Origin of the sequence: Kitasatospora brasiliensis (genome assembly GCF_032654805.1) — a bacterium.
In the GTDB taxonomy this organism is placed as follows: Bacteria; Actinomycetota; Actinomycetes; order Streptomycetales; family Streptomycetaceae; genus Kitasatospora; species Kitasatospora brasiliensis.
Genome location: NZ_JAUOOW010000001.1, coordinates 1,646,875 through 1,671,553 on the forward strand (window position 1 = coordinate 1,646,875; position 24,679 = coordinate 1,671,553).

At 71.1% G+C, this 24,679-nt stretch carries 20 protein-coding genes and 2 tRNA genes; 6 read left to right on the top strand and 16 right to left on the bottom strand.

What is annotated here, in order from left to right:
* Positions 1-38: 38 nt before the first annotated feature.
* The 8 genes from rodA to folC form a co-directional block, all read right to left on the bottom strand.
* Positions 39-1,238, bottom strand: coding sequence for a rod shape-determining protein RodA (gene rodA, locus QWJ13_RS07540; RefSeq protein WP_316521464.1), 1,200 nt, complete (start codon positions 1,236-1,238; stop codon positions 39-41).
* Complete coding sequence (gene mrdA / locus QWJ13_RS07545) at positions 1,235-3,523, bottom strand: penicillin-binding protein 2 (protein ID WP_316521465.1); 2,289 nt, start codon at positions 3,521-3,523, stop codon at positions 1,235-1,237. The genes rodA and mrdA overlap by 4 nt, the downstream gene beginning before the upstream one ends.
* A 51-nt stretch (positions 3,524-3,574) precedes the next feature.
* Positions 3,575-4,213: a rod shape-determining protein MreD gene (gene mreD / locus QWJ13_RS07550; RefSeq protein ID WP_316521467.1), complete on the bottom strand. Its 639-nt coding sequence runs from the start codon at positions 4,211-4,213 to the stop codon at positions 3,575-3,577.
* A gap of 3 nt (positions 4,214-4,216) precedes the next feature.
* Positions 4,217-5,161: a rod shape-determining protein MreC gene (gene mreC / locus QWJ13_RS07555; protein WP_316521468.1), complete on the bottom strand. Its 945-nt coding sequence runs from the start codon at positions 5,159-5,161 to the stop codon at positions 4,217-4,219.
* 115 nt (positions 5,162-5,276) lie between these two features.
* The gene (locus QWJ13_RS07560) at positions 5,277-6,302 is read right to left on the bottom strand and encodes a rod shape-determining protein (protein ID WP_049648984.1); all 1,026 of its coding nucleotides are present in this window, start codon (positions 6,300-6,302) and stop codon (positions 5,277-5,279) included.
* Between the two features lie 347 nt (positions 6,303-6,649).
* Complete coding sequence (gene ndk, locus QWJ13_RS07565) at positions 6,650-7,063, bottom strand: nucleoside-diphosphate kinase (RefSeq protein WP_224277488.1); 414 nt, start codon at positions 7,061-7,063, stop codon at positions 6,650-6,652.
* Positions 7,064-7,168: 105 nt separating this feature from the next.
* Positions 7,169-7,519: a DUF4233 domain-containing protein gene (locus QWJ13_RS07570; protein WP_316521472.1), complete on the bottom strand. Its 351-nt coding sequence runs from the start codon at positions 7,517-7,519 to the stop codon at positions 7,169-7,171.
* A gap of 1 nt (position 7,520) precedes the next feature.
* Complete coding sequence (gene folC, locus QWJ13_RS07575; protein ID WP_316521475.1) at positions 7,521-8,912, bottom strand: bifunctional tetrahydrofolate synthase/dihydrofolate synthase; 1,392 nt, start codon at positions 8,910-8,912, stop codon at positions 7,521-7,523.
* Positions 8,913-9,186: 274 nt separating this feature from the next.
* Between folC and QWJ13_RS07580 the strand changes: the two genes are divergently transcribed.
* From QWJ13_RS07580 to QWJ13_RS07590, 3 genes are all read left to right on the top strand, one after another.
* Entirely contained in the window at positions 9,187-10,530 is a 1,344-nt protein-coding gene (locus QWJ13_RS07580; protein WP_489753393.1) for an XrtP-associated glycosyltransferase, read from the top strand.
* Between the two features lie 56 nt (positions 10,531-10,586).
* Entirely contained in the window at positions 10,587-11,732 is a 1,146-nt protein-coding gene (gene wecB, locus QWJ13_RS07585) for a non-hydrolyzing UDP-N-acetylglucosamine 2-epimerase (protein ID WP_316521478.1), read from the top strand.
* Positions 11,733-11,892: 160 nt separating this feature from the next.
* Positions 11,893-13,419 (top strand): chitinase, encoded by a 1,527-nt coding sequence (locus QWJ13_RS07590; RefSeq protein ID WP_316521481.1) that lies wholly within the window; start codon positions 11,893-11,895, stop codon positions 13,417-13,419.
* 20 nt (positions 13,420-13,439) lie between these two features.
* On the opposite strand, the gene QWJ13_RS07595 is transcribed toward QWJ13_RS07590, so the two are convergent.
* Both QWJ13_RS07595 and QWJ13_RS07600 read right to left on the bottom strand, forming a co-directional pair.
* The gene (locus QWJ13_RS07595; RefSeq protein WP_316521484.1) at positions 13,440-13,964 is read right to left on the bottom strand and encodes a hypothetical protein; all 525 of its coding nucleotides are present in this window, start codon (positions 13,962-13,964) and stop codon (positions 13,440-13,442) included.
* A 311-nt stretch (positions 13,965-14,275) separates the two neighbouring features.
* On the bottom strand, positions 14,276-16,888 hold the full coding sequence (locus QWJ13_RS07600) for a valine--tRNA ligase (protein WP_316521732.1): 2,613 nt from the start codon (positions 16,886-16,888) through the stop codon (positions 14,276-14,278).
* Positions 16,889-17,076: 188 nt separating this feature from the next.
* Between QWJ13_RS07600 and QWJ13_RS07605 the strand changes: the two genes are divergently transcribed.
* Complete coding sequence (locus QWJ13_RS07605) at positions 17,077-17,802, top strand: hypothetical protein (RefSeq protein ID WP_316521486.1); 726 nt, start codon at positions 17,077-17,079, stop codon at positions 17,800-17,802.
* Positions 17,803-17,876: 74 nt separating this feature from the next.
* Here QWJ13_RS07605 and clpX read toward each other — a convergent pair whose 3' ends face one another.
* From clpX to QWJ13_RS07630, 5 genes are all read right to left on the bottom strand, one after another.
* Positions 17,877-19,166 (bottom strand): ATP-dependent Clp protease ATP-binding subunit ClpX, encoded by a 1,290-nt coding sequence (gene clpX, locus QWJ13_RS07610; protein WP_030058268.1) that lies wholly within the window; start codon positions 19,164-19,166, stop codon positions 17,877-17,879.
* Positions 19,167-19,400: 234 nt separating this feature from the next.
* Positions 19,401-20,063, bottom strand: coding sequence for an ATP-dependent Clp protease proteolytic subunit (locus tag QWJ13_RS07615; protein WP_316521491.1), 663 nt, complete (start codon positions 20,061-20,063; stop codon positions 19,401-19,403).
* Between the two features lie 56 nt (positions 20,064-20,119).
* Positions 20,120-20,740, bottom strand: coding sequence for an ATP-dependent Clp protease proteolytic subunit (locus QWJ13_RS07620; RefSeq protein ID WP_432277455.1), 621 nt, complete (start codon positions 20,738-20,740; stop codon positions 20,120-20,122).
* A 268-nt stretch (positions 20,741-21,008) separates the two neighbouring features.
* The gene (gene tig, locus QWJ13_RS07625; protein ID WP_316521494.1) at positions 21,009-22,397 is read right to left on the bottom strand and encodes a trigger factor; all 1,389 of its coding nucleotides are present in this window, start codon (positions 22,395-22,397) and stop codon (positions 21,009-21,011) included.
* A 305-nt stretch (positions 22,398-22,702) separates the two neighbouring features.
* Positions 22,703-22,776 (bottom strand) — tRNA-Pro (locus QWJ13_RS07630).
* A 194-nt stretch (positions 22,777-22,970) separates the two neighbouring features.
* On the opposite strand from QWJ13_RS07630, the gene QWJ13_RS07635 reads away from it, so the two are divergent.
* Positions 22,971-23,041 (top strand) — tRNA-Gly (locus QWJ13_RS07635).
* Positions 23,042-23,114: 73 nt separating this feature from the next.
* Here QWJ13_RS07635 and QWJ13_RS07640 read toward each other — a convergent pair.
* On the bottom strand, positions 23,115-23,672 hold the full coding sequence (locus QWJ13_RS07640; protein ID WP_316521496.1) for a DUF6197 family protein: 558 nt from the start codon (positions 23,670-23,672) through the stop codon (positions 23,115-23,117).
* Between the two features lie 188 nt (positions 23,673-23,860).
* Between QWJ13_RS07640 and QWJ13_RS07645 the strand changes: the two genes are divergently transcribed.
* Positions 23,861-24,652 carry a DUF6348 family protein gene (locus tag QWJ13_RS07645; RefSeq protein ID WP_316521498.1) on the top strand — a complete coding sequence of 264 codons (792 nt, stop codon included), beginning with the start codon at positions 23,861-23,863 and terminating at the stop codon, positions 24,650-24,652.
* The last annotated feature ends 27 nt before the right edge of the window (positions 24,653-24,679 follow it).

A 24,679-nucleotide genomic window follows, 5' to 3' on the forward strand; every position in this document is an offset into this window, starting at 1 on the left:
CCCGGGAGTTCCCGGACCGGCCCCGCCGCGCGGCGCGCTCAGGCCGCTATCGGCCGCTGGCTGCGCACCGCCTGGAGCAGCCCGATGGCGAGCCAGTTGGCGAACATCGAGGAGCCACCGTAGGAGACGAACGGCAGCGGGATGCCCGCGACCGGCATGATGCCCAGGCACATCCCTATGTTCTCGAAGGCCTGGAAGGACAGCCAGGCGATGACCCCGGCGGCCACGATCGTCCCGTACAGGTCGGTCGCCTGCCGGGCGATCCGGCAGGCCCGCCAGAGGATCACGCCGACCAGCGCGATGATCGCCAGCGCCCCGACGAAGCCGAGTTCCTCGCCGGCCACGGTGAACACGAAGTCGGTCTGCTGCTCCGGCACGAACTGCCCGACGGTCTGGGTGCCGTGGAACAGCCCCTTGCCGGTCAGCCCGCCCGAGCCGATCGCGATCCGGGCCTGCGCGGTGTTGTAGCCGACGCCGTTCGGGTCGAGCTGCGGGTTGGCGAAGGCCGCGAAGCGGTCGATCTGGTACTGGCTCAGCAGCCCGAACTTCCAGATCGCCACGCATCCGGCGGTGCCCGCGACGAGCAGGCCGAGCACCCAGCGGTTCGCCGCGCCGGAGCCGAGCAGGATGCCCAGCACGATCGCGGCCATCACCATCACCGAGCCGGCGTCCGGCATCAGCAGCACGATGGCCATCGGCAGTCCGGCCCAGAGCAGGGCCCGGAACACCGCCCGGTGCGAGGGGAACTCCTGCTCCCCCGCGTCCACCTGGTCGGCCAGCACGACGGCCATCGCCAGCACGATCGCGAGTTTCGCGAACTCGGCGGGCTGGATGGAGAAGCCGCCGCCGAGCTGGATCCAGGAGTGGGCGCCGTTGATGGTCGAGCCCAGCGGGCTGAGGGTGGCCAGCAGCAGCACGATCACGCCGACGTACAGGAACGGCACGATGGTGCGGAAGCGCCGGCTCCCTATCGCTATCACCACGGCGCACAGGACCAGTCCGACCACGAAGTTGGTCAGGTGCCGGTACAGGAAGTACTGCGGGTCCCCGTGGGTCAGCGAGTCGCGTCCGCGGGTGGCCGACCAGACCAGCAGCGAGCTGCCGGCCGAGAGGGCCAGCGCGGCGACCAGCAGTATCCAGTCCAGCCGCCAGAGCGGGGAGTCCTTGGACAGGGCCTTGGAGACCCCGCTGCGCTGGGGGGCCAGCCGCAGTTGGCGGTACGAGCCGTAGGAGGTCATGCCCGTCCCCTTCCCGGTCCGCGGACGGGTTCGAGCGCGGCGTCGGCCGCGGTGTACGACGCCGGACGGTCGGTCGGCGGCGCCTGGTCGAGGAAGGCCGCCGCGGGGGCCGGCTGTGCCGCGGCCGGGTCGAGCGGCGCCGGGGCGACGGCGGGGGCGGCCGCCGGGGCCTGGGTGCCGTACGAGGCCTGCTTGATGATCGCGGTGCCGTCCGGGTTGAACTTCGGCAGCTCGGCCTGCGGGGCGGGCAGCAGGGCCTTGCCGTTGTCGATGGCGCCCTTGTCGTCGACGCCGTACAGCGCCTGGTAGATCCGGCGGATGGCGTCGCCGGAGCCGCCGGAGCCGGTGCCGCCCTGGCTGATCGTCATGACGACGGCGTAGTCCTTGCTGTACGTGGTCAGCCAGGAGGTGGTCTGCTTGCCCTCGACCTCGGCGGTGCCGGTCTTGGCGTGCAGCGCGATCTTGTCCTGCGGCCAGCCGTTGAACTTCCAGGCGGCGGTACCGGACTTGATGACGCTCTCGGTGGCCTGGTCGATGTAGCTGAGCAGCTTGTCGTCGCCGGGGAACTTGGCGTCCGCCTGCGGGGCGATCTCGCGCACGACGTCCCCGCCGGGGCTCATCACGGCCTTGGCGATGGTCGGCCGGTAGAAGGTGCCGCCGTTGGCGAGGGCCGAGTAGATCCGGGCCATCTGGACCGGGGTGACGAGGGTGTCGCCCTGGCCGATGGCGAAGTTGACGGCGTCACCGGCGCGCATCTGGTAGCCGTCGACGCAGTTCTCCCGGGCGATCTGGTCGGAGTAGCTGTTTCCGCCCTTCTGCCCCTGGGCGCACCAGGCGTCCTTGTTGTTGTCGTAGAAGGTCTGCTTCCACTGCCGGTCCGGCACCCGGCCGGGCACCTCGGAGGGCAGGTCGATGCCGGTCTTGGCGCCGAGGCCGAACTGGTGGGCGGTCTTGAAGAACCAGTCGCCCGGGTCCTTCTTCGGCTTGATGCCGCCGTCCTTCATCCACTGGTCGTAGGCCAGGCCGTAGAAGACGGTGTCGCAGGAGACCTCCAGGGCCTTCTCCAGGGAGATCTGGCCGAAGTTCTCGCTCTCGAAGTTCTTGAACTCGCGACCGCCGATGGTCATGCTCTTCGGGCAGTCGTAGTGGCCGTCCAGCGAGTAGCCGGCCTGCACGGCGGCGGTGGTGGAGATGACCTTGAAGGTCGAGCCGGGGGCGGACTGACCCTGTATCGCCCGGTTCAGCAGCGGGAAGTTGGACTCCTTGCTGGTCAGCGACTGGTAGTCCTTGCCGCTGATGCCGCCGACCCAGAGGTTCGGGTCGTAGGTGGGGGCGCTGGCCATGGCGATGATCCGCCCGGTGTGCACGTCCATCACCACGGCGGCGCCGGAGTCGGCCTCGTAGTTGCGGTTGGTGACCTTGTCGAAGGTGTTGCGGGCGTCGGCCATGGCCTGGCCGAGGTTGTCCTCGACGACCTTCTGCACCCGGGCGTCGATGCTGGTGACCAGGTTGTCGCCGGTCTGCGGGGCGACGGTGCCGGCGGTGCCGATCACCCGGCCGAGGTTGTCCACCTCCAGCTTGGTGATGCCCGCGGTGCCGCGCAGGTCGCGGTCGTACACCGACTCCAGGCCGGCCCGGCCGATCTGGTCGGCCGGCAGGTAGCGGTCCAGGCCGGTCTTGTCGGCGGTCTTGCTGACCTCCGCGTCGGTGACCGGCGAGAGGTAGCCGAGCACCTGGGCCATGTTGGCGCCCTCGGCGCCGGTGTAGCGGCGTACGGCGGTGGGCTGCGCGGTGACCCCGGGGAAGTCCTCGCGGCGCTCCATTATCTGCATCGCCTGCTGGGTGGTCGCTTCCTTGGTGACCGGGATCGGCTGGTAGGGCGAACCGTTCCAGCAGGGCTGGGAGGTCTTGGCGTCGCAGAGCCTGACCTTCTCCTGGACGTCCTTGGCGGGCATGCCGAGGACCTCGGCCAGCCGGGCCAGCACCCCCTTGCCGCCGTCCTTCTGCTGGAGCAGCGAGGTGCGGCTGACCGAGACCACCAGCCGGGTCTCGTTGCCGGCCAGCACCCGTCCGGAGGCGTCCAGGATCTCGCCTCGGACGGCCGGCTCGACCACCTCGCGGATGTGGTTGCCGGTCGCCTTCGCGGTGTACTCCTTGGCGTTGCGGATCTGCAGGTACCACAGCCGCCCGCCGAGGGTGGCGAGCAGCGACAGCACCAGGATCTGCAACACCACCAGCCGGATCGTCACCCGCCGGGTGCGGCCGGTCTCGGGGATGTTGCTCACGTCTCGTGCGCTCCAGGATGCGGGGAAGTCGGGAGGTCGGGGCCGGGCCGGTTACGGGCGGCGGACGAAGCCGGGCACGCGCCGCTTCTTGTACGACGGGCCGCCCGAGGCATCGCGGGTAGTGCGGTAGCGGGCCAGGGTGCCCAGGCCGGAGCCGCCCTGGTCGTCGTCGGCGGCGGCCACCGGGTCGCGCCCGAAGCGGCGGCCGAGGTACATCACCAGCGGCACCACGAAGGGCGCCAGCAGCAGGTCGTAGAGCAGGGCGCTGATCACCAGGCCGCCGAGGCCGACGTGCCGGGCGGCGGTGTCGCCGACCAGGGCGCCGACCATCGCGTACAGCAGGGTGGAGGCGACGGACGCGGCGCCGACCACCAGCAGCGAGCCGGCGACGGAGCGCTGGCGGCCGTGGTCGGAGCGCAGCAGTCCGGCGGCGTAGCCCATCAGGCAGAGCACCAGCGCGTAGCGGCCGATCGCGTGGTCGGAGGGCGGGGCGAGGTCGGCGAGCAGGCCGCCGGCGAAGCCGACCAGGCAGCCGCCGGTGGGCCCGTAGACCATGGCGAGGCCGACCACGACGAGCAGCAGTATGTCCGGGGTGGCTCCCGGGAGTTGGAGTCGGCCGAAGACGCTGACCTGGAGGATCAGGCCGAGCAGGATGAGGCCAGCGGAGACGGGGATGCGGGCGAGGCGCATGGCTCAGTTCCCCCCAGTGGGCTTGGCGGGCGGGGCGGCGGGCGCGGAGGCCGGGGCCTGGGCGGCCGGCTGTCCCGGGGCGGTGGCGGGGGCCGGCGGCAGGACGGCGTCGCGCGGGTCGGTGCGCGGCGGGACGACCACCACGCCGACCAGGTCCAGCCGGGTGAACTGGACGAAGGGCTCGACCAGGACGGTCTTGGTCAGCTGGCCGGCGTTGGCCTGGACCTCGGTGACCTTGCCGACCGGGACGCCGGGCACGAACGGGCGGCCGCTCTGCGAGCCGAAGGTGACCAGCCGGTCGCCGGCCTTGACCTGGGCCTTGCCGTTGAGCAGGGAGACCTTCATCGGGCTGTCGCCGCCGCCGGAGGCGAAGCCGATCTCGCCGGTGCCCTCCAGCCGGGTGCCGGCCGAGAAGCCGGGGTCGGAGGCGAGCAGCACGGTGGCGGTGGTCGGGGCGACGGTGGTGATCCGGCCGACCAGGCCCTGGCCGTTGACCACGGTCATGTCGCGGGTGAGGCCGTCGTCGCTGCCGGCGTCGATGGTGATGGTCCAGGAGAAGCCCTGGGCGGGGCCGATCGCGATGACCTGGGCGGCCTTGACGGTGTATCCGCCGGTGCCAGCGGTGCGCAGCAGGTCGTCGAGCTGCTTGGTGCGTCCGGTGGCCATGTCGGAGGAGGCCAGCTTCTGCCGCAGTTCGGTGTTCTCGCGGGCGAGTTGGTCGGTGCGGCCGCTGTTGGTGGCGGCGTCGCGGAAGGCGCGGACGGTGTCGGCGACGGGGTCGACGACGGTGGCGGCGCCGCGCTCGACCGGGCCGAGGACGCTGGCGGCGGCGTGTCGGGCCGGGCCGAGCGGGGAGTCCTCACCGCCCTTGATGTCCACGGTGATCAGCGCGAAGGCGACGGCCACCAGCAGGATGAGCAGCAGCCGGCTCTCTCGTGTGTCCCTCACGGTGCTGGTACTGCCCCTTCGTACCTGGCCGCCGCCCGGGGCTGTGGGGCCCGGGCGGCGGCCCGTTCAGTCGAGTGTCGGATGTGGCGCGTGGTGCCGGCGGTGCGGCGGCCTGTCAACGACGCGGCGAAGCGTCGAGTACCTGCTGGAGGGCCTCGAACTCCTCGACGCACTTGCCGGAGCCGAGCGCGACGGAGTCGAGGGGGTTCTCGGCGATGTGGATCGGCATGCCGGTCTCGCGGCGCAGCCGCTCGTCCAGGCCGCGCAGCAGGGCGCCGCCGCCGGTGAGCACGATGCCGCGGTCCATGACGTCGCCGGCCAGCTCGGGCGGGCACTGGTCGAGGGTGGTCTTGACGGCGTCGATGATCGCGTTGACCGGCTCGTCGATGGCCTCGCGGACCTCGGCGGCGGAGATGACCACGGTCTTGGGCAGGCCGCTGACCAGGTCGCGGCCGCGGATCTCGGCGTGCTCGTCCTTCTCGCCTTCGAGGCCGAAGGCGCTGCCGATGCTCATCTTGATCTGTTCGGCGCTGCGCTCGCCGAGGAGCAGCGAGTACTCCTTCTTGATGTGCTGGACGATCGCGTTGTCCAGTTCGTCGCCGGCCACCCGGATGGACTGGGCGGTGACGATGCCGCCGAGGGAGATCACGGCGACCTCGGTGGTGCCGCCGCCGATGTCGACGACCATGTTGCCGGTGGCCTCGTGGACGGGCAGGCCGGCGCCGATCGCGGCGGCCATCGGCTCCTCGATGATGTGCACCTGGCGGGCGCCGGCCTGCGAGGAGGCCTCGATGACGGCGCGGCGCTCGACGCCGGTGATGCCGGAGGGCACGCAGACGACGACGCGCGGGCGGGCGAGGTAGCGGCGGCGGTGGATCTTGAGGATGAAGTAGCGCAGCATCCGCTCGGTGATCTCGAAGTCGGCGATCACGCCGTCCTTGAGCGGGCGGATGGCGACGATGTTGCCCGGGGTGCGGCCGATCATCTTCTTGGCCTCGGCGCCGACCGCGAGGATCCCGCCGGTGTTGGTGTTCACCGCGACGACGGACGGCTCGTTCAGAACGATGCCCTTGCCCCTGACGTACACCAGCGTATTGGCTGTTCCGAGGTCGATCGCCAAGTCGCGGCCGATGAACGACAGGTTGCTCGCCATGGGGTGTGGGTGCCTTCCCGGGCTCGGAGTTCATAGGGGGGGTGGACGAATGCGCGCGCCCACGCTTGGGCGGAGACCAGTTGAGCTGCCTTACCGGGCCCTTGAGTCGCGTCCATCGTAGTCACGCGGCGCGGTAGGGACGTCGACGTGGGGCATGCCGTCCATTGTCCGGGGCGTGATCGCTTCTCCGAGGATTGGGACGCCGTGTCGGCGCCGCCAGTTCCCTATTTCACGATAAGAATGCCCCGGCCGGGCCAATGGTCCCGACCGGGGCGGCACGAAGGTCCTGCGGGCGTGTCGCGCCCGTTCCCGCCGGGCGTGTCGCCCGGGCGGGGTCAGGCGTGCGCGGGGAAGAAGATCTTGATCTCGCGCTCGGCGGACTCCGGGGAGTCGGAGGCGTGGATCAGGTTCTCGCGGGTGATCGTCGCGTAGTCGCCGCGGATGGTGCCGGCCCCGGCCTCCAGCGGGTTGGTGGCGCCGGCGAGCATGCGGATGCCCTTCACGACCTCCTCGCCCTCGACGATCAGCGCGATCGAGGGGCCGGAGGTCATGAACTCAAGCAGCGGCTCGTAGAACGGGCGGCCGACGTGCTCCGCGTAGTGCTGCTCCAGCGTCGCCCGGTCGAAGGTGCGCAGCTCGATGGCGGCGAAGCGCCAGCCGGCCTTGCGCTCGATGCGGCTGATGATCTCGCCGGCCAGGCCGCGGCGGACGGCGTCGGGCTTGAGCAGGACGAGAGTGCGCTGGGACACGGTGCGTCTCCTGGGGATTCGGTTCGGCAGACAGTCGGGTCGACGAGCGCCGACAAGGCAGAGATTACCTTGCGTACACGGCGTGTCGGTCGGCCGGTCCGGGCCTCAGGCCTGTACGGCGGCGGCCTCCGCGGCGGCCCGGGCGGCCTTGAAGTCGTCCACCTTGCGGCCGTAGTGCACCGAGCACCACCACAGGCCGGCGAAGACGACGCCCAGGCCGAACATGCTCGGCAGGATGAAGCCGCTGGCGATCAGGCCGATCTGCAGCGCCCAGCCGATCTGCACCGCGCCGGGGCGGTTGATCATGCCGCAGAGCAGGACGCACAGCGCCATCGCGATGCCGCTGACCGTCCAGATCTCCGCGCCGGAGACGTCGGAGAGCCGCATCGCGACCAGCGCCGCGAACATGATCAACAGCGCTTCGCCGATCAAGGTCGAGGAGCAGAGCGTCCTCATGTCACTTCCTTCCGAGCAGCAGGCGGGCCTCGCCCACCGTGATGACCGAACCGGTGACCAGCACCCCGGCGCCGCCGAGGTCGCCCTCCTCCTCGGCGAGGGTGACGGCGGCGGCGATGGCGTCGTCGAGCCGGGGCTCGACCTGGACGCGGTCCTCGCCGAAGACGTCGACGGCCAGGGCCGCGAGCGCGTCGACGTCCATCGCGCGGTGGGTGGAGTTCTGGGTGATGACGACCTCGGCCAGGATCGGCTCGAAGGCCTCCAGCACGCCGGCCACGTCCTTGTCGCCGGAGGTGCCGATCACGCCGACGAGCCGGGTGAAGCCGAAGGACTCGCCGAGCGCGGCGACGGTGGCGCGGGCGCCGTGCGGGTTGTGCGCGGCGTCCAGGATGATCGTGGGGCTGCGGCGGACGACCTCCAGGCGACCCGGCGAGGAGACGCCGGAGAAGGCCTGGCGGATCTTGTCCACGTCGAGCTGCCCACCGCGCGCGCCGCCGACGCCGAAGAAGGCCTCGACCGCGGCCAGGGCGAGGGCCGCGTTGTGCGCCTGGTACTCGCCGTGCAGCGGGATGAAGACGTCCTCGTACTCCTCGCCGCCGAGGCCGCGCAGCGTCACCAGCTGGCCGCCGACGGCGAGTTCACGGCGGATCACGCCGAACTCCATGCCCTCGCGGGCGACGGTGGCGTCCACCTCCACGGCGCGGCGCAGGATGCTCTGGGCGGCGTCCAGCGGCTGCTGGGCGACGACCGCGACGGAACCGGACTTGATGATCCCGGACTTCTCGACGGCGATCTCGCCGGTGGTCTCGCCGAGCTTGTCGGTGTGGTCCAGCCCGATCGGGGTGATCACCGCGACGGCGGCGTCGATGACGTTGGTGGCGTCCCAGGAGCCGCCCATGCCGACCTCGACCACGGCGACGTCCACCGGGGCGTCGGCGAAGGCGGCGTAGGCCATGCCGGTCAGCACCTCGAAGAAGGACATCGGCACCGGCTGCGCCGCGTCGACCATCTGCACGTAGGGCTCGATGTCGCGGTAGACCTCGACGAAGCGCTCGGGGGTGATCGGGGCGCCGTCCAGGCTGATCCGCTCGGTGACGGACTCCACGTGGGGGCTGGTGTAGCGCCCGGTGCGCAGCTCGAAGGCGTTGAGCAGCTGCTCGATCATCCGGGCGGTGGAGGTCTTGCCGTTGGTGCCGGTGATGTGGATGGAGGGGAAGGACCGCTGGGGCTGGCCCAGGATGTCCATCAGCGCCTCGATCCGGTCGAGCGAGGGCTCCAGCTTGTTCTCCGGCCAGCGCTTGGAGAGCTCCACCTCGACGTCGCGCAGGGCGTCGCCGGTGTCGCCATCGGCGGGGCGGAGGGTGTACGGGTTCGGGTCGGCCTTGTCGCTCACGTCCACAGTCTACGGAGCGCTGGCCGGTCTTCCTCAAGGGGTGAGAACGACCACTTTGCCCCTTCTTTTACATGATCATCCAATTTCCTCCCCTTACTGTCGATTTGGCGACTTGAACCGCAATGAAGCATCGATTCGCAGCCGATAGGAGATCTCAGCCTTTGATCACGGGGAGCACCGCGCCATGCCCGACGCCCTGCACGAATGGATCACGCTTCGCCAGGACACCGTCGTCTGGCTCGCCGGGCTGATCTCGCTGGCCCTCGTCGGCTACATGGCCATGGTCTTCGGGCGCTTCCTCGTGTACTGGGCCGGCTCCCGGCACGCCTTCCGGCACAGCCGCCCCGCCCAGCCCGGCGACCCCGCCGCCTTCCAGTGGCACCTGGTGATTCCCTGCCGCGACGAGGAGGCCGTGGTCACCCAGACCCTGGACGGCCTGCGGGCCGGCGCGCCCGAGGCCCACCTGTGGGTGATCGACGACGACAGCGAGGACGCCACCCGCGAGCTGGTGCTCACCGCCGCGGCCCGCGACCCGCGGATCCACCTCGTCCAGCGCCGCCGCCCGCACGCCCGGATCGGCAAGGGCGCCGCCCTCAACGCCGCCTACCGGGAGATCTCCGCCTGGCTGCCCGAGTCCACCGACCGCTCCCGGGTGGTGATCGGCGTGGTCGACGCCGACGGACAGCTCGACCCGGGCACCCTCGCCCAGGTCTGCAACGCCAAGGCGCTCGGCCGTCCCGACACCGGCGCCGTCCAGATCGGCGTCCGGATGCGCAACGCCGACGACGAACTCCCGCTGCCCGGCCGCGGCAAGGCCGCCAACGCCCTGGCCCGCGCCCTGGCCCGGATGCAGGACATCGAGTTCCAGGCCAACAACGCCGGCATGCAGCTGCTGCGCCGCCGCACCGGCAGCGTCGGCCTCGGCGGCAACGGCCAGTTCGTCCGGCTCACCGCCCTCGACTCGCTGACCGTCGAGGAGGGCCGGGCCGGGCGCCCCTGGCCCGAGCGCGCCCTGCTGGAGGACTACGAGTCCGGCCTCGACCTGCGACTGGCCGGCTGGCGGCTCACCCACGTCACCGAGGCCCAGGTCTCCCAGGAGGGCCTGGTCTCGCTGCGCCGCTTCCTCACCCAGCGCACCCGCTGGGCCCAGGGCAACATGCAGTGCCTGCGCTACACCGGCCGGGTGCTGCGCTCGCCCCACTACACCCCGGCCGGCAAGGCCGAGGTGCTCTACACCTTCCTCCAGCCGGTGATCTGCGTGCTGCTGGTGCTGCTCTTCCCGCTCTCGCTCGGGATCACCGGCGCCGGACTGGTGCTCTTCCCCGAGGAGACCGCCGAGTTCCAGCTCCGCTTCGGCCCGTGGATGCTGCTGGTCTTCGTGCTCGCCACCCTGCCGATGGTGTTCTGGGGCTTCGCCTACCGCCGGCTCGTCCACCCCGACCGCGGCCGGCTCACCGGGCTCCTCTGGGGCGTCCTGGTCTGGATCTACGCCTACCACCTGTTCGTGGTCGCCACCCGGGCCGCCGTACGGATGCTGCTCGGCCGCAACGGCTGGGCCAAGACCCGCCGCAACGCCGAGAAGGTCGCCCTCGGCGCCCCCACCGCGCTCGAATCCTGAGCCCGCCTCCCCTCCCCCCGCACCTCCCCCCGCACGCCGTCCCACCGGAGTCCCGCATGAGCCCGTGCCTGCCCCCGTCCAGCGTCGCCGTCGTCCTCGGCACCCGCCCCGAGCTGGTCAAGCTGGCCCCGCTGATCCACGAACTCGGCGCCGCCACCCGGCTGGTGCACACCGGCCAGCACTGGGACGAGGCGATGTCCGGCCGCTTCCTGCGCGACCTCGACCTGCCCCGGCCCGAGCTGCTCACCGGTGTCGGCGGCCGCCCCCGGGCCGGCCAGATCGCCCAGTCGCTGGGCCAGTTGGACGCCGCCTTCGCCGAGGACCGGCCCGTCGCCGTGGTCGTCCAGGGCGACACCAACGCCACCCTGGCCGGGGCGCTGGCCGCCAACGCCCGGGAGATCCCGCTGGTCCACGTCGAGGCCGGGCTGCGCAGCTTCGACCGGGCGATGCCCGAGGAGCACAACCGGGTGATGGTCGACCACGTCTCCGACCTGCTCTGCGCCGCCACCGGGGAGAACGTCGCCAACCTGCGGGCCGAGTCCCTGGCCGAGGAGCGGATCGCGCTCACCGGCAACACCGTGGTCGAGGTGGTCCGCCGTCAGCTGCCCGACGAGGCCGCCCGCGCCGCGCTGCTCGCCGCCCACGGACTGCTCCCGGACGGGTACGTGCTGGCCACCGTGCACCGCCCGGAGAACACCGACACCGCCGAGGCGCTCGGCGCGGTGCTCGCCGAGCTGGACCGGATCGCCCGGACCGGCACCCCGGTGCTGTTCCCGATGCACCCGCGCACCCGGGCCGCCGTCGAGCGCTTCGGGCTGGACGGCCTGCTGGAGCGCCTCGCCGTCACCGGCCCGGTCGGCTACGGCGACTTCCTGGGCCTGGCGAGCCACGCCGCGCTGCTGGTCTCCGACTCCGGCGGCGTGCAGGAGGAGTGCACCGTGCTCGGCCGCCCGCTGCTGGTGGTGCGCCGCTCCACCGAGCGCCCGGAGGCCGTGTCGGCCGGCTTCGCCGCGCTGGTGCGGCCCGGCGAGGAACTGGGCGCGCTGGCCCGCGACTGGCTGGTCGACACCCCCGAGCGGCTCGCCCGGCTGGCGGCCACCCCGAGCCCGTACGGCGACGGCCTGGCCTCGGCCCGGATCGCCGCGCTGACCGCCGCGCTCGCCGGGCCCGCCGGGGCACGGGCCCTGCCGCAGGCCGCCTAGGCGCCCTTGACAGGCAGATTGGTCTACTCCACCTTGTGAGGCAAGTCTCCGTTCCCGACCGGGACTTGAGTTGTCGGTAGCTCCCGCACCCGCACGGACACCCCGGACGGCGCACTCCCCCACGAGACGCCGCCGGGCCTCCCCCACAGGAGATGGAGTCATGCCACCTGCCCGACACCGGCGCCCGCGCGCCCTGCGTCCACTGCTCGCCGGCGCCAGCGCCATCGCCCTCGGCCTGAGCGGCCTCGCGCTCGCCGACAGCACCGGCGCCCACGCCGCGGACACCGACCTGATCACCAACGGCGGCTTCGAGACCGGGAACCTGTCCGGCTGGACCTGTTCGAACGGCACCGTCCGGACCACCGCCCACTCCGGCTCGTACGCCCTCCAGTCCACCCCGAGCGGCAGCGACACCGGCGAGTGCGCCCAGACCGTCACGGTGAAGCCCGACTCCGCCTACACCCTGAGCTCCTGGGTCCAGGGCTCCTACGTCTACCTGGGCGCCCGCGGCACCGGCGGCACCGATCCGAGCACCTGGACGCCGGGCGGCACCGGCTGGAACCGGCTCAGCACCGGCTTCACCACCGGCCCCGACACCACCAGCGTCACCGTCTACCTGCACGGCTGGTACGGGCAGCCGGCCTTCCTCGCCGACGACGTCTCACTGCTCGGCCCCGGCGGCCCTCAGCCCTCCCCGAGCCCGACCGCCACCGCGACCGTCTCGCCCTCGCCAAGCCCGACGGACCCCGGCACCGGGAGCCCGACGCCCACCTCCACCGGCAAGCCCCCGAACCTGCCCAAGCACATCCTCACCGGCTACTGGCAGAACTTCGACAACGGCGCCACCGTCCAGCGGATCAGCGACGTCCCGGCCGCCTACGACATCATCGCGGTCTCCTTCGCCGACGCCACGGCCACCCGCGGCGGCCTGAGCTTCACCCTCGACCCCGCCCTCTCCTCCCGCCTCGGCGGCTACACCGACGCCCAGTTCAAGGCCGACATCGCGGCCAAGCGGGCAGCCGGAAAGCGGGTGGTGCTCTCGATCGGCGGCCAGAACGGCACCGTCTGGGTCGGCGATTCCGCCTCCGCCGCGAACTTCACCGCCACCGCCTGGGCGCTGATGCAGGGTTACGGCTTCGACGGGATCGACATCGACCTGGAGAACGGCATCAGCTCCACGTACATGGGCCAGGCGCTGCACGCCCTCGCCGCCAAGGCGGGGAGCGGATTCATCCTCACCATGGCTCCGCAGACGATCGACATGCAGTCAACCGGCATGGAGTACTTCAAGCTGGCGCTGAACGTGAAGGACATCCTCACCATCGTCAACATGCAGTACTACAACTCCGGTGCGATGAACGGCTGCGACGGGAACGTCTACTCACAGGGCACCGAGAACTTCCTCACCGCGCTGGCCTGCGTCCAGCTCAAGGGCGGGCTGCGGCCCGACCAGGTGGGCCTCGGGGTGCCGGCCTCCACCAGCGCCGCGGGCGGCGGATACCTCGCCGCCGGCACCGTGAACAACGCGCTGGACTGCCTGGCCTCCGGCACCAACTGCGGCAGCTACAAGCCGGACACCACCTGGCCGGGCATCGGCGGCGCGATGACCTGGTCGACCAACTGGGACGCCTCGGCGGGCAACCCGGTCGCCGGCACCATCGGCGCACACCTGCACGCCATGCCGTGACCCGGCCCGGAGGCCCGGGTTCAGACCCCGGCCCGGGCCTCCGGCACCTGCGCGACCGAGCCGTGCCGGCGGCGCAACTCGGCCGTGATCTCGGCCAGTTCACCGTCCGGCAGCAGCGGCAGCATCATCGCGACGCCCTGGAGCAGACCACCGAGCAGGAAGGTGGTGTCGGGCGTCGCGGCGACCAGGCCGCGGACCTCGGCCACCTCGCCGGCCGCCACCGCCTCGATCAGCTGGGCGGCGTTGGCGGTCTCCTCGTCCACGTCGACCGCGCCGGTGTCCTCCGGAGCCCGCCGGACCATCGCCCGCAGCACCTTGTCCCCGACCTCGGGGGCGTACGCCTTGCGGACCGCCTCGGCGGCGATCCAGGTGAGCAGGGTGGTCACTTCGCGCTCGGCGTGCTCGGCGAGCAGCAGGTCCAGCTCCGTGTCGAACGCGAGCTGGTTCCCGTGCCGGAAGGCGAGCAGCAGGGTCGCCGCCCTGGCCTTGGCCTCTTCGACCGCCTCGGCAGGCAGTTCGTCGGCCAACTCCTCGGTCACCACCACGCCGTACCCTCCCGTCCGTCGCTCAGCAGGAACGCTCAGCAGAAACGCCCATTCGGAAACTCCGTGCACACGGTACACAGCGGACCTGAAAACTTCCGTGAACCCGCGCGGGCAAGACCGGAATCAATTCGCTCGGAATAAGACCTCACCCGGTCGCAGGATGATAATTCGCCGGAAGGGAGCAATGCTGATGGGCTATTTGGTGTAGTGAAAGTGCCCCGAGAAGCCGAGTCCGGAAGCGCTCCGGAAAACGCCCGAGGGGCCGCACCCCGCGTGTTGCGGTGTGCGACCCCTCGGGGGAACGACGGGGCTCAGCCCTGCGGCAGCGCCGCGAGCTGGGCGGTGATCCGGGCGATGTCGGCCTCGGCGGCCTCCTGACGGCCACGGATCTTGGCGACCACCTCGTCCGGCGCCTTGGCGAGGAAGGCCTCGTTGCCGAGCTTGGCGGTGGTCTGGGCCTTCTCCTTCTCGGCGGCCGCGAGGTCCTTGGCCAGGCGCTTGCGCTCGGCCGCGACGTCGATGGTGCCGGAGAGGTCCAGCGCGACGGTCGCACCGGCGACCGGCAGCGAGGCGGTGGCCGCGAAGCCCTCCTCGGGGACGGTCAGCCGCAGCAGCGAGCGGATCGCGTCCTCGTGGACGGCCAGCACGGTGCCGGCCAGCTCCAGCTGGGCCGGGACCCGCTGGCCCGGCTTGAGGCCCTGGTCCGAACGGAACCGGCGGACCTCGGTGACCACCTGCTGGAGCGTGGCGATCTCGGCCTCGGCCGCGGCGTCGCGGTAGCCGCTGTCCTGCGGCCACTCGGCGATGACCAGCGACTCGGCGCCGGTCAGCGTGGTCCACAGGGTCTCGGTGACGAACGGCACGATCGGGTGCAGCATCCGCAGCGTGACGTCCAGGACCTCGCCCAGCACCCGGCGCGCGGCGTCGGCCTGCGGGCCGCCCTTGGCCAGGGTGGTCTTGGAGAGCTCGACGTACCAGTCGAAGACCTCGTCCCAGGCGAAGTGGTACAGCGCCTCGGAGAGCTTGGAGAACTGGAAGTCGTCGTACAGCGCGTCCACCTCGGCGACGGTGCTGTTGAGGCGCGACAGGATCCAGCGGTCGGTCGCGGTCAGCTCCTCCGGCGCGGGCAGCGGGCCCTCGACGGTGGCGCCGTTCATCAGCGCGAAGCGGGTGGCGTTCCAGATCTTGTTGGCGAAGTTGCGGGCCGCCTGGACCCAGTCCTCGCCGATCGGCACGTCGACGCCCGGGTTGGCACCGCGCGCCAGCGTGAAGCGCAGCGCGTCGGAGCCGTACTTGTCCATCCAGTCCAGCGGGTTGACCACGTTGCCGAAGGACTTCGACATCTTCTTGCCGTTCTGGTCACGGACCATGCCGTGCAGCGCGATGGTGTGGAACGGCGGGGTGCCGTCCATTGCGTAGAGGCCGAACATCATCATCCGGGCGACCCAGAAGAACAGGATGTCGTAGCCGGTCACCAGGACGGAGTTCGGGTAGAACTTCGCGAGGCTCTCGGTCTGCTCCGGCCAGCCGAGCGTGGAGAACGGCCACAGGCCGGAGGAGAACCAGGTGTCCAGGACGTCGCTGTCCTGGTGCCAGCCCTCGCCCGTCGGCGGCTGCTCGTCGGGGCCGACGCAGACGATCTCGCCGTTCGGGCCGTACCAGACCGGGATGCGGTGGCCCCACCACAGCTGGCGCGAGATGCACCAGTCGTGCAGGTTGTCGACCCAGTCGAAGTACCGCTTCTCCATCTCCTGCGGGTGGATCTTGACCTTGCCGTCGCGGACCGCGTCACCGGCGGCCTTGGCGAGCGGGCCGACCTTGACCCACCACTGCATGGACAGCCGCGGCTCGATGGTGGTCTTGCAGCGCGAGCAGTGGCCCACCGAGTGGACGTACGGGCGCTTCTCGGCGACGATCCGGCCCTCGGCGCGCAGCGCGGCGACGATCGCCGAGCGGGCCTCCAGGCGGTCCAGGCCGAGGAAGGGGCCGTGCACGGTGATGACGGCGTGCTCGTCCATGACGGCGATGTTCGGCAGGTTGTGCCGCTGGCCGATCTCGAAGTCGTTCGGGTCGTGCGCGGGCGTCACCTTGACGGCGCCGGTGCCGAACTCCGGGTCGACGTGGGCGTCGGCGACGATCGGGATCCGGCGGCCGGTGAGCGGCAGCTCGATCTCGGTGCCGATCATGTGCTGGTAGCGCTCGTCCTCCGGGTGGACGGCGACCGCGGTGTCGCCCAGCATCGTCTCGGCGCGCGTGGTGGCGACGACGATGGAGTTGTCCCCCTCGCCGTAGCGGATCGAGACCAGCTCGCCGTCGTCGTCCTGGTACTCCACCTCGATGTCCGAGATGGCCGTCAGGCAGCGCGGGCACCAGTTGATGATGCGCTCGGCGCGGTAGATCAGCTCGTCGTCGTAGAGCTTCTTGAAGATCGTCTGGACGGCCTGGGACAGGCCCTCGTCCATGGTGAAGCGCTCGCGGGACCAGTCCACGCCGTCGCCGAGGCGGCGCATCTGGCCGGAGATCTGGCCGCCGGACTCCGCCTTCCACTTCCAGACGCGCTCGACGAAGGCCTCGCGGCCCAGGTCGTGGCGGGACTTGCCCTCCTTGGCGAGCTCGCGCTCGACCACGTTCTGGGTGGCGATGCCGGCGTGGTCCATGCCGGGCTGCCACAGGGCCTCGTAGCCCTGCATGCGCTTGCGGCGGACCAGGGCGTCGATCAGCGTGTGCTCGAAGGCGTGGCCCAGGTGCAGGCTGCCGGTGACGTTCGGCGGGGGGATGACGACGGTGAACGGCGGCTTGTCGCTCTTCGCGTCCGCGGTGAAGTACCCACGGTCTACCCAGCGCTCGTACAGCTCGCCCTCTACGTCCGCGGGGGTGTAGGTCGTCGGGAGGGTGGCTGCTTCGTCCCCGGCAGAGGTGCTCACGGGGCGCTGGTTCGTCGTGTCGGTCACGACGCACAGTTTACGTAACCGGGGAGAGGGTCACGAACCGCTTTCGGTCCGCGGACCGCTCTCACCCCTGGTGGGCCCCGTGCGGTAGCGTGCGCGGCACTCGCCCGATGGGAGGAACGTTTCTGCACCATCGGGCCCCAATGACGCGTGAAAGTTGCCCAGTGACCGAGCAGACCCCCTACGGCGCCCCGGTGCCGCCCGCCAACCAGCCCTACGGCCAGCCCGGCCAGGCCGGCTACCCCGCGCCCGACCAGGCCGGCCACCCGGGCTACGCCGGGTACGCGCCGGTGCCGCCGCGCAAGTCCCGCAAGACGCTGTGGATCGTGCTCGGCACCATCGCCGCCGTCCTGCTCCTGGGCGGCGGCGCGCTGGCGTACTTCGCCTGGAACGTGGCCAGCAACGCGGGCACCGAGAAGGTCGTCCTGCCGGCCGCCTTCAAGGACCTCAAGCTCAGCAACGACAGCGCGGTCACCGACGCCATGGAGAAGTCCATGACCGACAGCATCGGCAAGGGCGACGGCAACTGGAAGCCCACCGGCGTGGCCGGGATGTACGAGGACTCGAAGTCGGAGCCGCAGCTCATCGTGGTCGGGGTCTACGGGAAGGTCCTGCTGCCCAAGCAGGAGCTGGACTCGGCCTTCAAGGGCGCGGCCGGTGACGGCACGAAGGTGACGGACCGGCACAGCGTGGACGCCGGGCCCAAGGGCGGCACCATGGAGTGCGGCGTGATGACCGAGTCCGACGGTGACATCGGGCTGTGCGCCTGGGCCGACAGCAGCAGCCTGGCCATCGTCATGCGGGTGCCGGAGGACGGCGGCAAGCCCGACCTGGACAAGCTCGCCGCCGAGACCCGCGACCTGCGCGCGGTCGCCGAGGTGGCGAAGTAACACCCGCGGCAACGACGAAGGGCCCCGCACCGAAACGGTGCGGGGCCCTTCCCGTTGTTCGTGGAGCCCTGGGGTCAGGCGCTCTTGTCGCGGCGCTCGCGCTTGATCATGTCGCGCGGCACCAGGGTGGGGATGGCGTGCTTGGAGACCACGTCCCCGGTGACCACCACGCGGGCGACGTCCTGGCGCGAGGGGACCTCGTACATCACGGACATCAGCACCTCCTCCATGATGGCCCGCAGCCCGCGCGCGCCGGTGCCGCGCAGGATCGCCTGGTCGGCGATCGCCTCCAGCGCGTCCCGGGAGAACTCCAGCTCCACGCCGTCCAGTTCGAAGAGCTTGCGGTACTGCTTGACCAGCGCGTTGCGCGGCTCGGTGAGGATCTGGAGCAGCGCCTCGCGGTCCAGGTTGTGCACGCTGGTGATCACCGGCAGCCGGCCGATGAACTCGGGGATCATGCCGAACTTCACCAGGTCCTCGGGCATCACCTGGCGGAAGTGGTCGCTGGCGTCCGACTCCCGCTTGGAGCGGATGTTGGCGCCGAAGCCGATGCCCTTGGCACCCGCGCGGCCCTCGATGATCCGCTCCAGGCCGGCGAACGCGCCGCCGACGATGAACAGCACGTTGGTGGTGTCGATCTGGATGAACTCCTGGTGCGGGTGCTTGCGCCCGCCCTGCGGCGGCACCGACGCGGTGGTGCCCTCCAGGATCTTCAGCAGGGCCTGCTGCACGCCCTCGCCGGAGACGTCCCGGGTGATCGACGGGTTCTCGCTCTTGCGCGCGACCTTGTCGATCTCGTCGATGTAGATGATCCCGGTCTCGGCCTTCTTGACGTCGTAGTCGGCCGCCTGGATCAGCTTGAGCAGGATGTTCTCGACGTCCTCGCCGACGTAGCCGGCCTCGGTCAGCGCGGTGGCGTCCGCGATCGCGAACGGCACGTTGAGCATCCGGGCCAGGGTCTGCGCCAGCAGCGTCTTGCCGGAGCCGGTGGGGCCCAGCAGCAGGATGTTGGACTTGGCCAGCTCGATGGCGTCCTCGCGGCCGTTGCCGCCGCTGCGGCCCGCCTCGCCGGCCTGGACGCGCTTGTAGTGGTTGTAGACCGCCACCGACAGCGCCTTCTTGGCGAGGTCCTGGCCGACCACGTACTGGTCCAGGAACTCGTAGATCTCGCGCGGCTTCGGGAGTTCCTCGAAGCGCACCTCGGAGGTCTCGGCGAGTTCCTCCTCGATGATCTCGTTGCACAGGTCGATGCACTCGTCGCAGATGTACACGCCTGGTCCGGCGATCAGCTTCTTCACCTGCTTCTGCGACTTGCCGCAGAACGAGCACTTGAGCAGGTCGCCACCGTCTCCGATGCGTGCCACGAGGTGCTTCCCCTTCGCCAGGGGCCCCGCAGGGTTCCGGGGCCTGGTGCTGTGGACCGTCAACGCCGAGGGCGCTCGGTCTCGGTATCCGACGGTACTCTGTCGGGCCCGTGATTCCGGCCTCTTCGCCAGGTCTGCCCTACGCCCTGGGCGAATTGATACCGAACAGATGCCGTCCTACGGGCCCGCCCCGATGGCCCCTCCCGTCCGATGGCGGGCGGGAGGGTGCCGACCTCAGGAGGTCAGCGAGGTCTTGCGGGTGGTGATGATCTGGTCGATCAGGCCGTACTCGGCGGCCTCCTCGGCGGTGAGGATCTTGTCGCGCTCGATGTCCTCGCGCACCTGCTCCGGCGACTTCTTGGAGTGCTTGGAGAGCATCTCCTCCAGCTGCTCGCGCATCCGGAAGATCTCCTTGGCCTGGATCTCCAGGTCGGACACCTGGCCGCGGCCGGTCTCGGTGTACGGCTGGTGGATCAGGATCCGGGCGTTCGGCAGCGCCATCCGCTTGCCGGGGGTGCCGGCGGCGAGCAGCACGGCCGCGGCGGAGGCCGCCTGGCCCATGCAGACCGTGGTGATGTCCGGCTTGACGTACTGCATGGTGTCGTAGATGGCCGTCAGGGCCGTGAACGAGCCACCGGGCGAGTTGATGTACATCTGGATCTCGCGGTCCGGGTCCATCGACTCCAGGCACAGCAGCTGCGCCATGATGTCGTTCGCCGAGACGTCGTCGACCTGCGAGCCGAGGAAGATGATCCGCTCCTCGAACAGCTTGGCGTACGGGTCGTACTCGCGGATGCCCTGCGTGGTGCGCTCGACGAAGCGCGGCACGATGTAGCGGCCCTCGGCGCGCATGTCCTCGACGCGGGCCTTGGCGGCCGACAGGCTGGGGATGTTCATGGGGGTCCTTGTCCTCCGGGGCGTTGGGGCTGTGGTCTCGCGGGACGGGCCGAAGCTCAGGCAGCGCCCGTGCCGCCGCCGCCGGGGACATCCGCGGCGCTGTGCATGATCGCGTCGATCAGGCCGTACTCCAGGGCCTCCTCCGGGCTGAACCAGCGGTCGCGGTCGGAGTCCGCGGTGATCTGGTCGAAGGACCGGCCGCTGTGCTGGGCGATCAGCTCGGACATCCGCTTCTTGGTGCGGAGCAGCTGCTCCGCCTGGATGCGGATGTCGGTGGCGGAGCCACCGAGGCCCGCGGAGGGCTGGTGCATCAGGATGGTCGAGTTCGGCAGCGAGAAGCGCTTGCCGGGGGCGCCCGCGGTCAGCAGGAACTGGCCCATCGAGGCGGCCATGCCCATCGCGATCGTGACGACGTCGTTCTTGATGTACTGCATGGTGTCGTAGATCGCCATGCCGGCCGAGATCGAGCCGCCCGGGGAGTTGATGTAGAGGAAGATGTCCTTGTCCGGGTCCGCGGCCAGCAGCAGCAGCTGCGCGGTGATCCGGTTGGCGATGTCGTCGTCGACTGCCTGGCCGAGGAAGATGATCCGCTCGTTGAGCAGCCGGTTGTAGACCTGGTCGCCAAGGCCGCCGAGCACGTCACCAGCGGCGGCGTGCGGCGCCATCGGGCCAGGCATCTGGATCTGCGGGAACGTCACTTGCCACCTGCTCAGTCGGGTTGGACGGTCGCTCCACGGCCGTCACGATGGTGCACAGCTTCGGGTATCACGTCGTGATTGGTGCTGTCCAAGGACCCTAACGCGCAGGCCGGGCCGCAGAATCCCTCACGCAGAACTGTTCGCTGTGAGCGCAGGGTCGTGGCGGAGTCGGGACCCGACGACAGCGGGCCCGGACACCTTACGGCGTCCGGGCCCGCTGGGTTGCCTCAGGGGGCTACCGGGGCACTCAGGCCTCGGTCTTCTCCTCGGCAGCGTCCTCGGCGGCGGCCTCGACGGTCTCGGCCGTCTCGTCCTCGTCGTCGAAGTTGACCTCGTTGCCCTCGGTGTCGACGACCTTGGCGGCCTCGACCACGGTGGCCAGGGCCTTGCCGCGGGCGACCTCGCCGACCAGCAGCGGAACCTGGCCGCCCTGGACGACCTGCTGCGCGAACTGGTCCGGGGTGAGGCCCGAGCCGGCGGCGCGGCGGATGAGGTGCTCGGTCAGCTCCTCCTGGTTAACACCCAGCTCCTCGTTGGCGACGATCTGGTCCAGGACGAACTGGGTCTTGATGCCCTTCTTCGCCTGCTCCTCGACCTCGGCGTCCCACTCCTCACGGGTCTTGCCCTGGGTCTCCAGGTAGGCGTCGACGGTGAGACCCATCGGCTGGAGCTGGTGGTGCTCCACGTTGTGCTTGCGGGTCTCGATCTCGTCCTTGAGGAGCTTCTCGGGGTACTCGATCTCAACCAGGCCGAGCAGCGCGTCCAGCACCTTCTCCTGGGCCTGGGTCGCCTGGTCGTACTCCTTCATGCGCTCAAGGCGCTTGCGGGAGTCGGCGCGCAGGTCCTCCAGGGTGTCGAACTCGCTGGCCAGCTGGGCGAACTCGTCGTCCAGCTCCGGCAGCTCCTTCTCCTGGACGGCGGTGACGGTGACGGTGACCTCGGAGGTCTTGCCCGCCTGGGTGCCACCCTTGAGCTCGGTCTCGAAGGTCTTCTCCTCGCCGGCCGACAGGCCGACGACGGCCTCGTCGATGCCGTCGATCAGACGGCCCGAGCCGATCTCGTAGCTGACGCCGCTGGCGGTGCCGTCGTCCGGCACCTCGCCGTCGACCTTGGCGACCAGGTCCACGACCACGATGTCACCGGCGGCGGCGGCGCGCTCGACGTCCTTGACCGAGGAGAAGCGCTCGCGCAGCTGCTCCAGGGACTTGTCGACGTCCTCGTCGGCGACGACGATCGGGTCGACGGTCACCTCGATGGAGGAGAACTCCGGCAGGGTGATCTCCGGGCGGACATCCACCTCGGCGGTGAACTTCAGGTCGCCGCCATCGGCGATCTTCTCGACACCCTCGATGTTGGTGATGTCGGGCTGGCCGAGGACCTCGATCTTGCCCTCGTCGACGGCCTGCGTGTAGAAGCGCGGCAGGGCGTCGTTGACGGCCTCTTCCAGCACGGCACCACGGCCGAAGCGCTGGTCGATGACCCGGTTCGGGATCTTGCCCTTGCGGAAGCCCGGGACCGAGACCTGCTGGTTGATCTTCTTGTACGCCGCGTCGAGGCTGGGCTTGAGCTCCTCGAAGGGCACCTCGACGGTGAGTCGAACCCGGGTCGGGTTCAGAGTCTCGACGGCGCTCTTCACGGTTTGGTCTCCTATGGGCTTGCGGTCGGGTTGTCTCCGCCCGTCCCCGTCACCCGGCCGGAGCCGGAAGGGGGGTCGGACGAGACGGGCGATGGGCGGTTGGAGCTGCATCTCCCGTGGGGTGGACGGTGAGCTTGACTCCTCGCCCTCGTGCGGTTGACCTGGGTGGACGCCACAGGGACTACCGCCAGCGCCCCATCCTACCGGTACCACGAAAGGCGGACGCCAGACGCCACCGTATCGCCGTCGTGGAGGTCCGATACAGAACAGGGCCCCGCCCCGGTGGGCGAGACCCTGCCGCACTGTCGGGGTGACCGGATTCGAACCGACGGCCTTCCGCTCCCAAAGCGGACGCGCTACCAAACTGCGCCACACCCCGTGGTGCCGAGAGGAAGCGTACACGCCGGGCCTGCAGGGGTTCGCCGACTTCTTCCGCTTGTTCCGCGCGGGCGCGAACGCGGCTTATACCGCGCGGGCGCGCAGGGGGTGTGACGCGATGCGGTGTGCATTCGGGCGCCCGGACCAGGTAGGCTGTCCCCCGAACTTCCGGCCGGTGACGGTTCGGAGGCTCGTGCGGGCGTAGCTCAATGGTAGAGCCCTAGTCTTCCAAACTAGTCACGCGAGTTCGATTCTCGTCGCCCGCTCTTCGGTCCGGCCCCGGTGTGCTCAGCACGCCGGGGCCGTCGACGTTTCCGGGTCCGGGCGCGGGCCCCGGCCTCAGAGGCCCAGCCGGGCGGCCCGGGCGGCGGCCCGGTCCAGCAGCTGGTGGACGTCGCCCTCCCGGGTGCCGGGCCGGTCGTTGAACTCGTCCGGGGAGCGCGCCGGGCGGCCGGTGGCGTGCAGCACCTCCATCAGCTGCACCCGGGCGGTGCGGACGGTGGCCGGGGTGCCGTAGCCGTGTGCCAGGACGGCGGCCTGCGCGCCGAGCAGGCAGACCCGGCCGGCCGCGTCCCACATCGCGCCCTGGAGCCAGCCGTGCGCCCCGATGTAGCGGGAGGCCAGTCGCAGGTGGTCGGCCGCGCTGACCGGGACGGGCCGGGCGGGCCGGTGCAGCGCCCGGTCGAGCAGGGTGGCCCGGGGCTCGGGGTGGCCGGCCCGCCAGGGCCGCAGGACGCTGCCATACGGGCAGACGTACGGCACCGGGGTGCGCGCGGGGGCGGGCAGCGAGGCGAGGTAGGCCTCGATTTCGGCGACCAGGCCGTCGGCGGCTGGGCCGAACGGTGGCGGGCCGGGGGCGAGGAGGACGGGCGGGGCCGGGGCGGTGGTGCGGGGCATGCGGGCTCTCCGGGCGGACGGCGGTCGGGTTCCGCTGCCCAAAGTGGGGCATTCGGCACATTTCCGCGACCGGAGGGCCATAGGGCCCGGATGGTTTCCCGGTGGGCTGCCGGGCCGATAGCCTCGGCGGCGTTCGAGCGCAGTTCGAGCGCGATCCGGCGCGGCGCTCCCGAGGTGGAGGAGTCCCGGTGCGTTCGCAGGAGCGACTGGCCGTCATACAGCGCTGTGTGGTCCTGGAGATGGCGCGGCTGGGCCAGGTGTTCCGCCCGGACGGCGAGGTGGTCCGCGGCCCCGGCACCACGGCGGTGGCGGTGCGCGAGCACCCCGGGGACGACGGCGCCGGGCACGTGGACCTCGGCTTCGTACTGCACCTGGGCCGGGCGGACGCCCCGGTGGTGTGGGACTGCGCGGCCGGACTCGGCAAGACCGAGGAGGAGAAGCTCGCCAACGCGGTGAAGATGTGGGCGACCACCACCGCCTCGGTACTGGTCGAGGAGGCGGAGCGGCACGGGGTGCACGCCGACCACCCGGACCTGCCCGAGCTCCCGGGCTGGCGCGCGGTGCAGGGGCCGGCCGCGGTGTTCGGCTTCGGCAACGAGCACCTGGCGGGCTGGCTGGCCGAGCACCGGGTGCTGCCGGCGCTGGCGCCCGCGCTGCGCGCGGAGTTGACCGGGCCCGGGCCGGTGGGCGTCAAGCTCTTCCTGGGCGGGAAGGCGGGGGACGACGTCGCCGAGGTCCGGGTGGGCGGCGAGGTGTCCGAGGCGGCGTCGGCGGCGCTGCGCGCGCTGGACTGGCCACGGGGTGAACGACTGTGCTGGGCAAGGCTGTTCGTCCTGCTGACGGCCGAACCGGAGGCAGCGGGGCAGCACGCGTCGGCGGGTGCCGAGGCACCCGCACCGATGCGCGTCCCGACCCCGGCGGCGGCCCGCCCCCGGGGACTGTTCGCTCGCTGGCGGAGGGCCGGACGGGCCGACCGGTAGCCGTGACTCGCCCGCTCGCCTGATGAC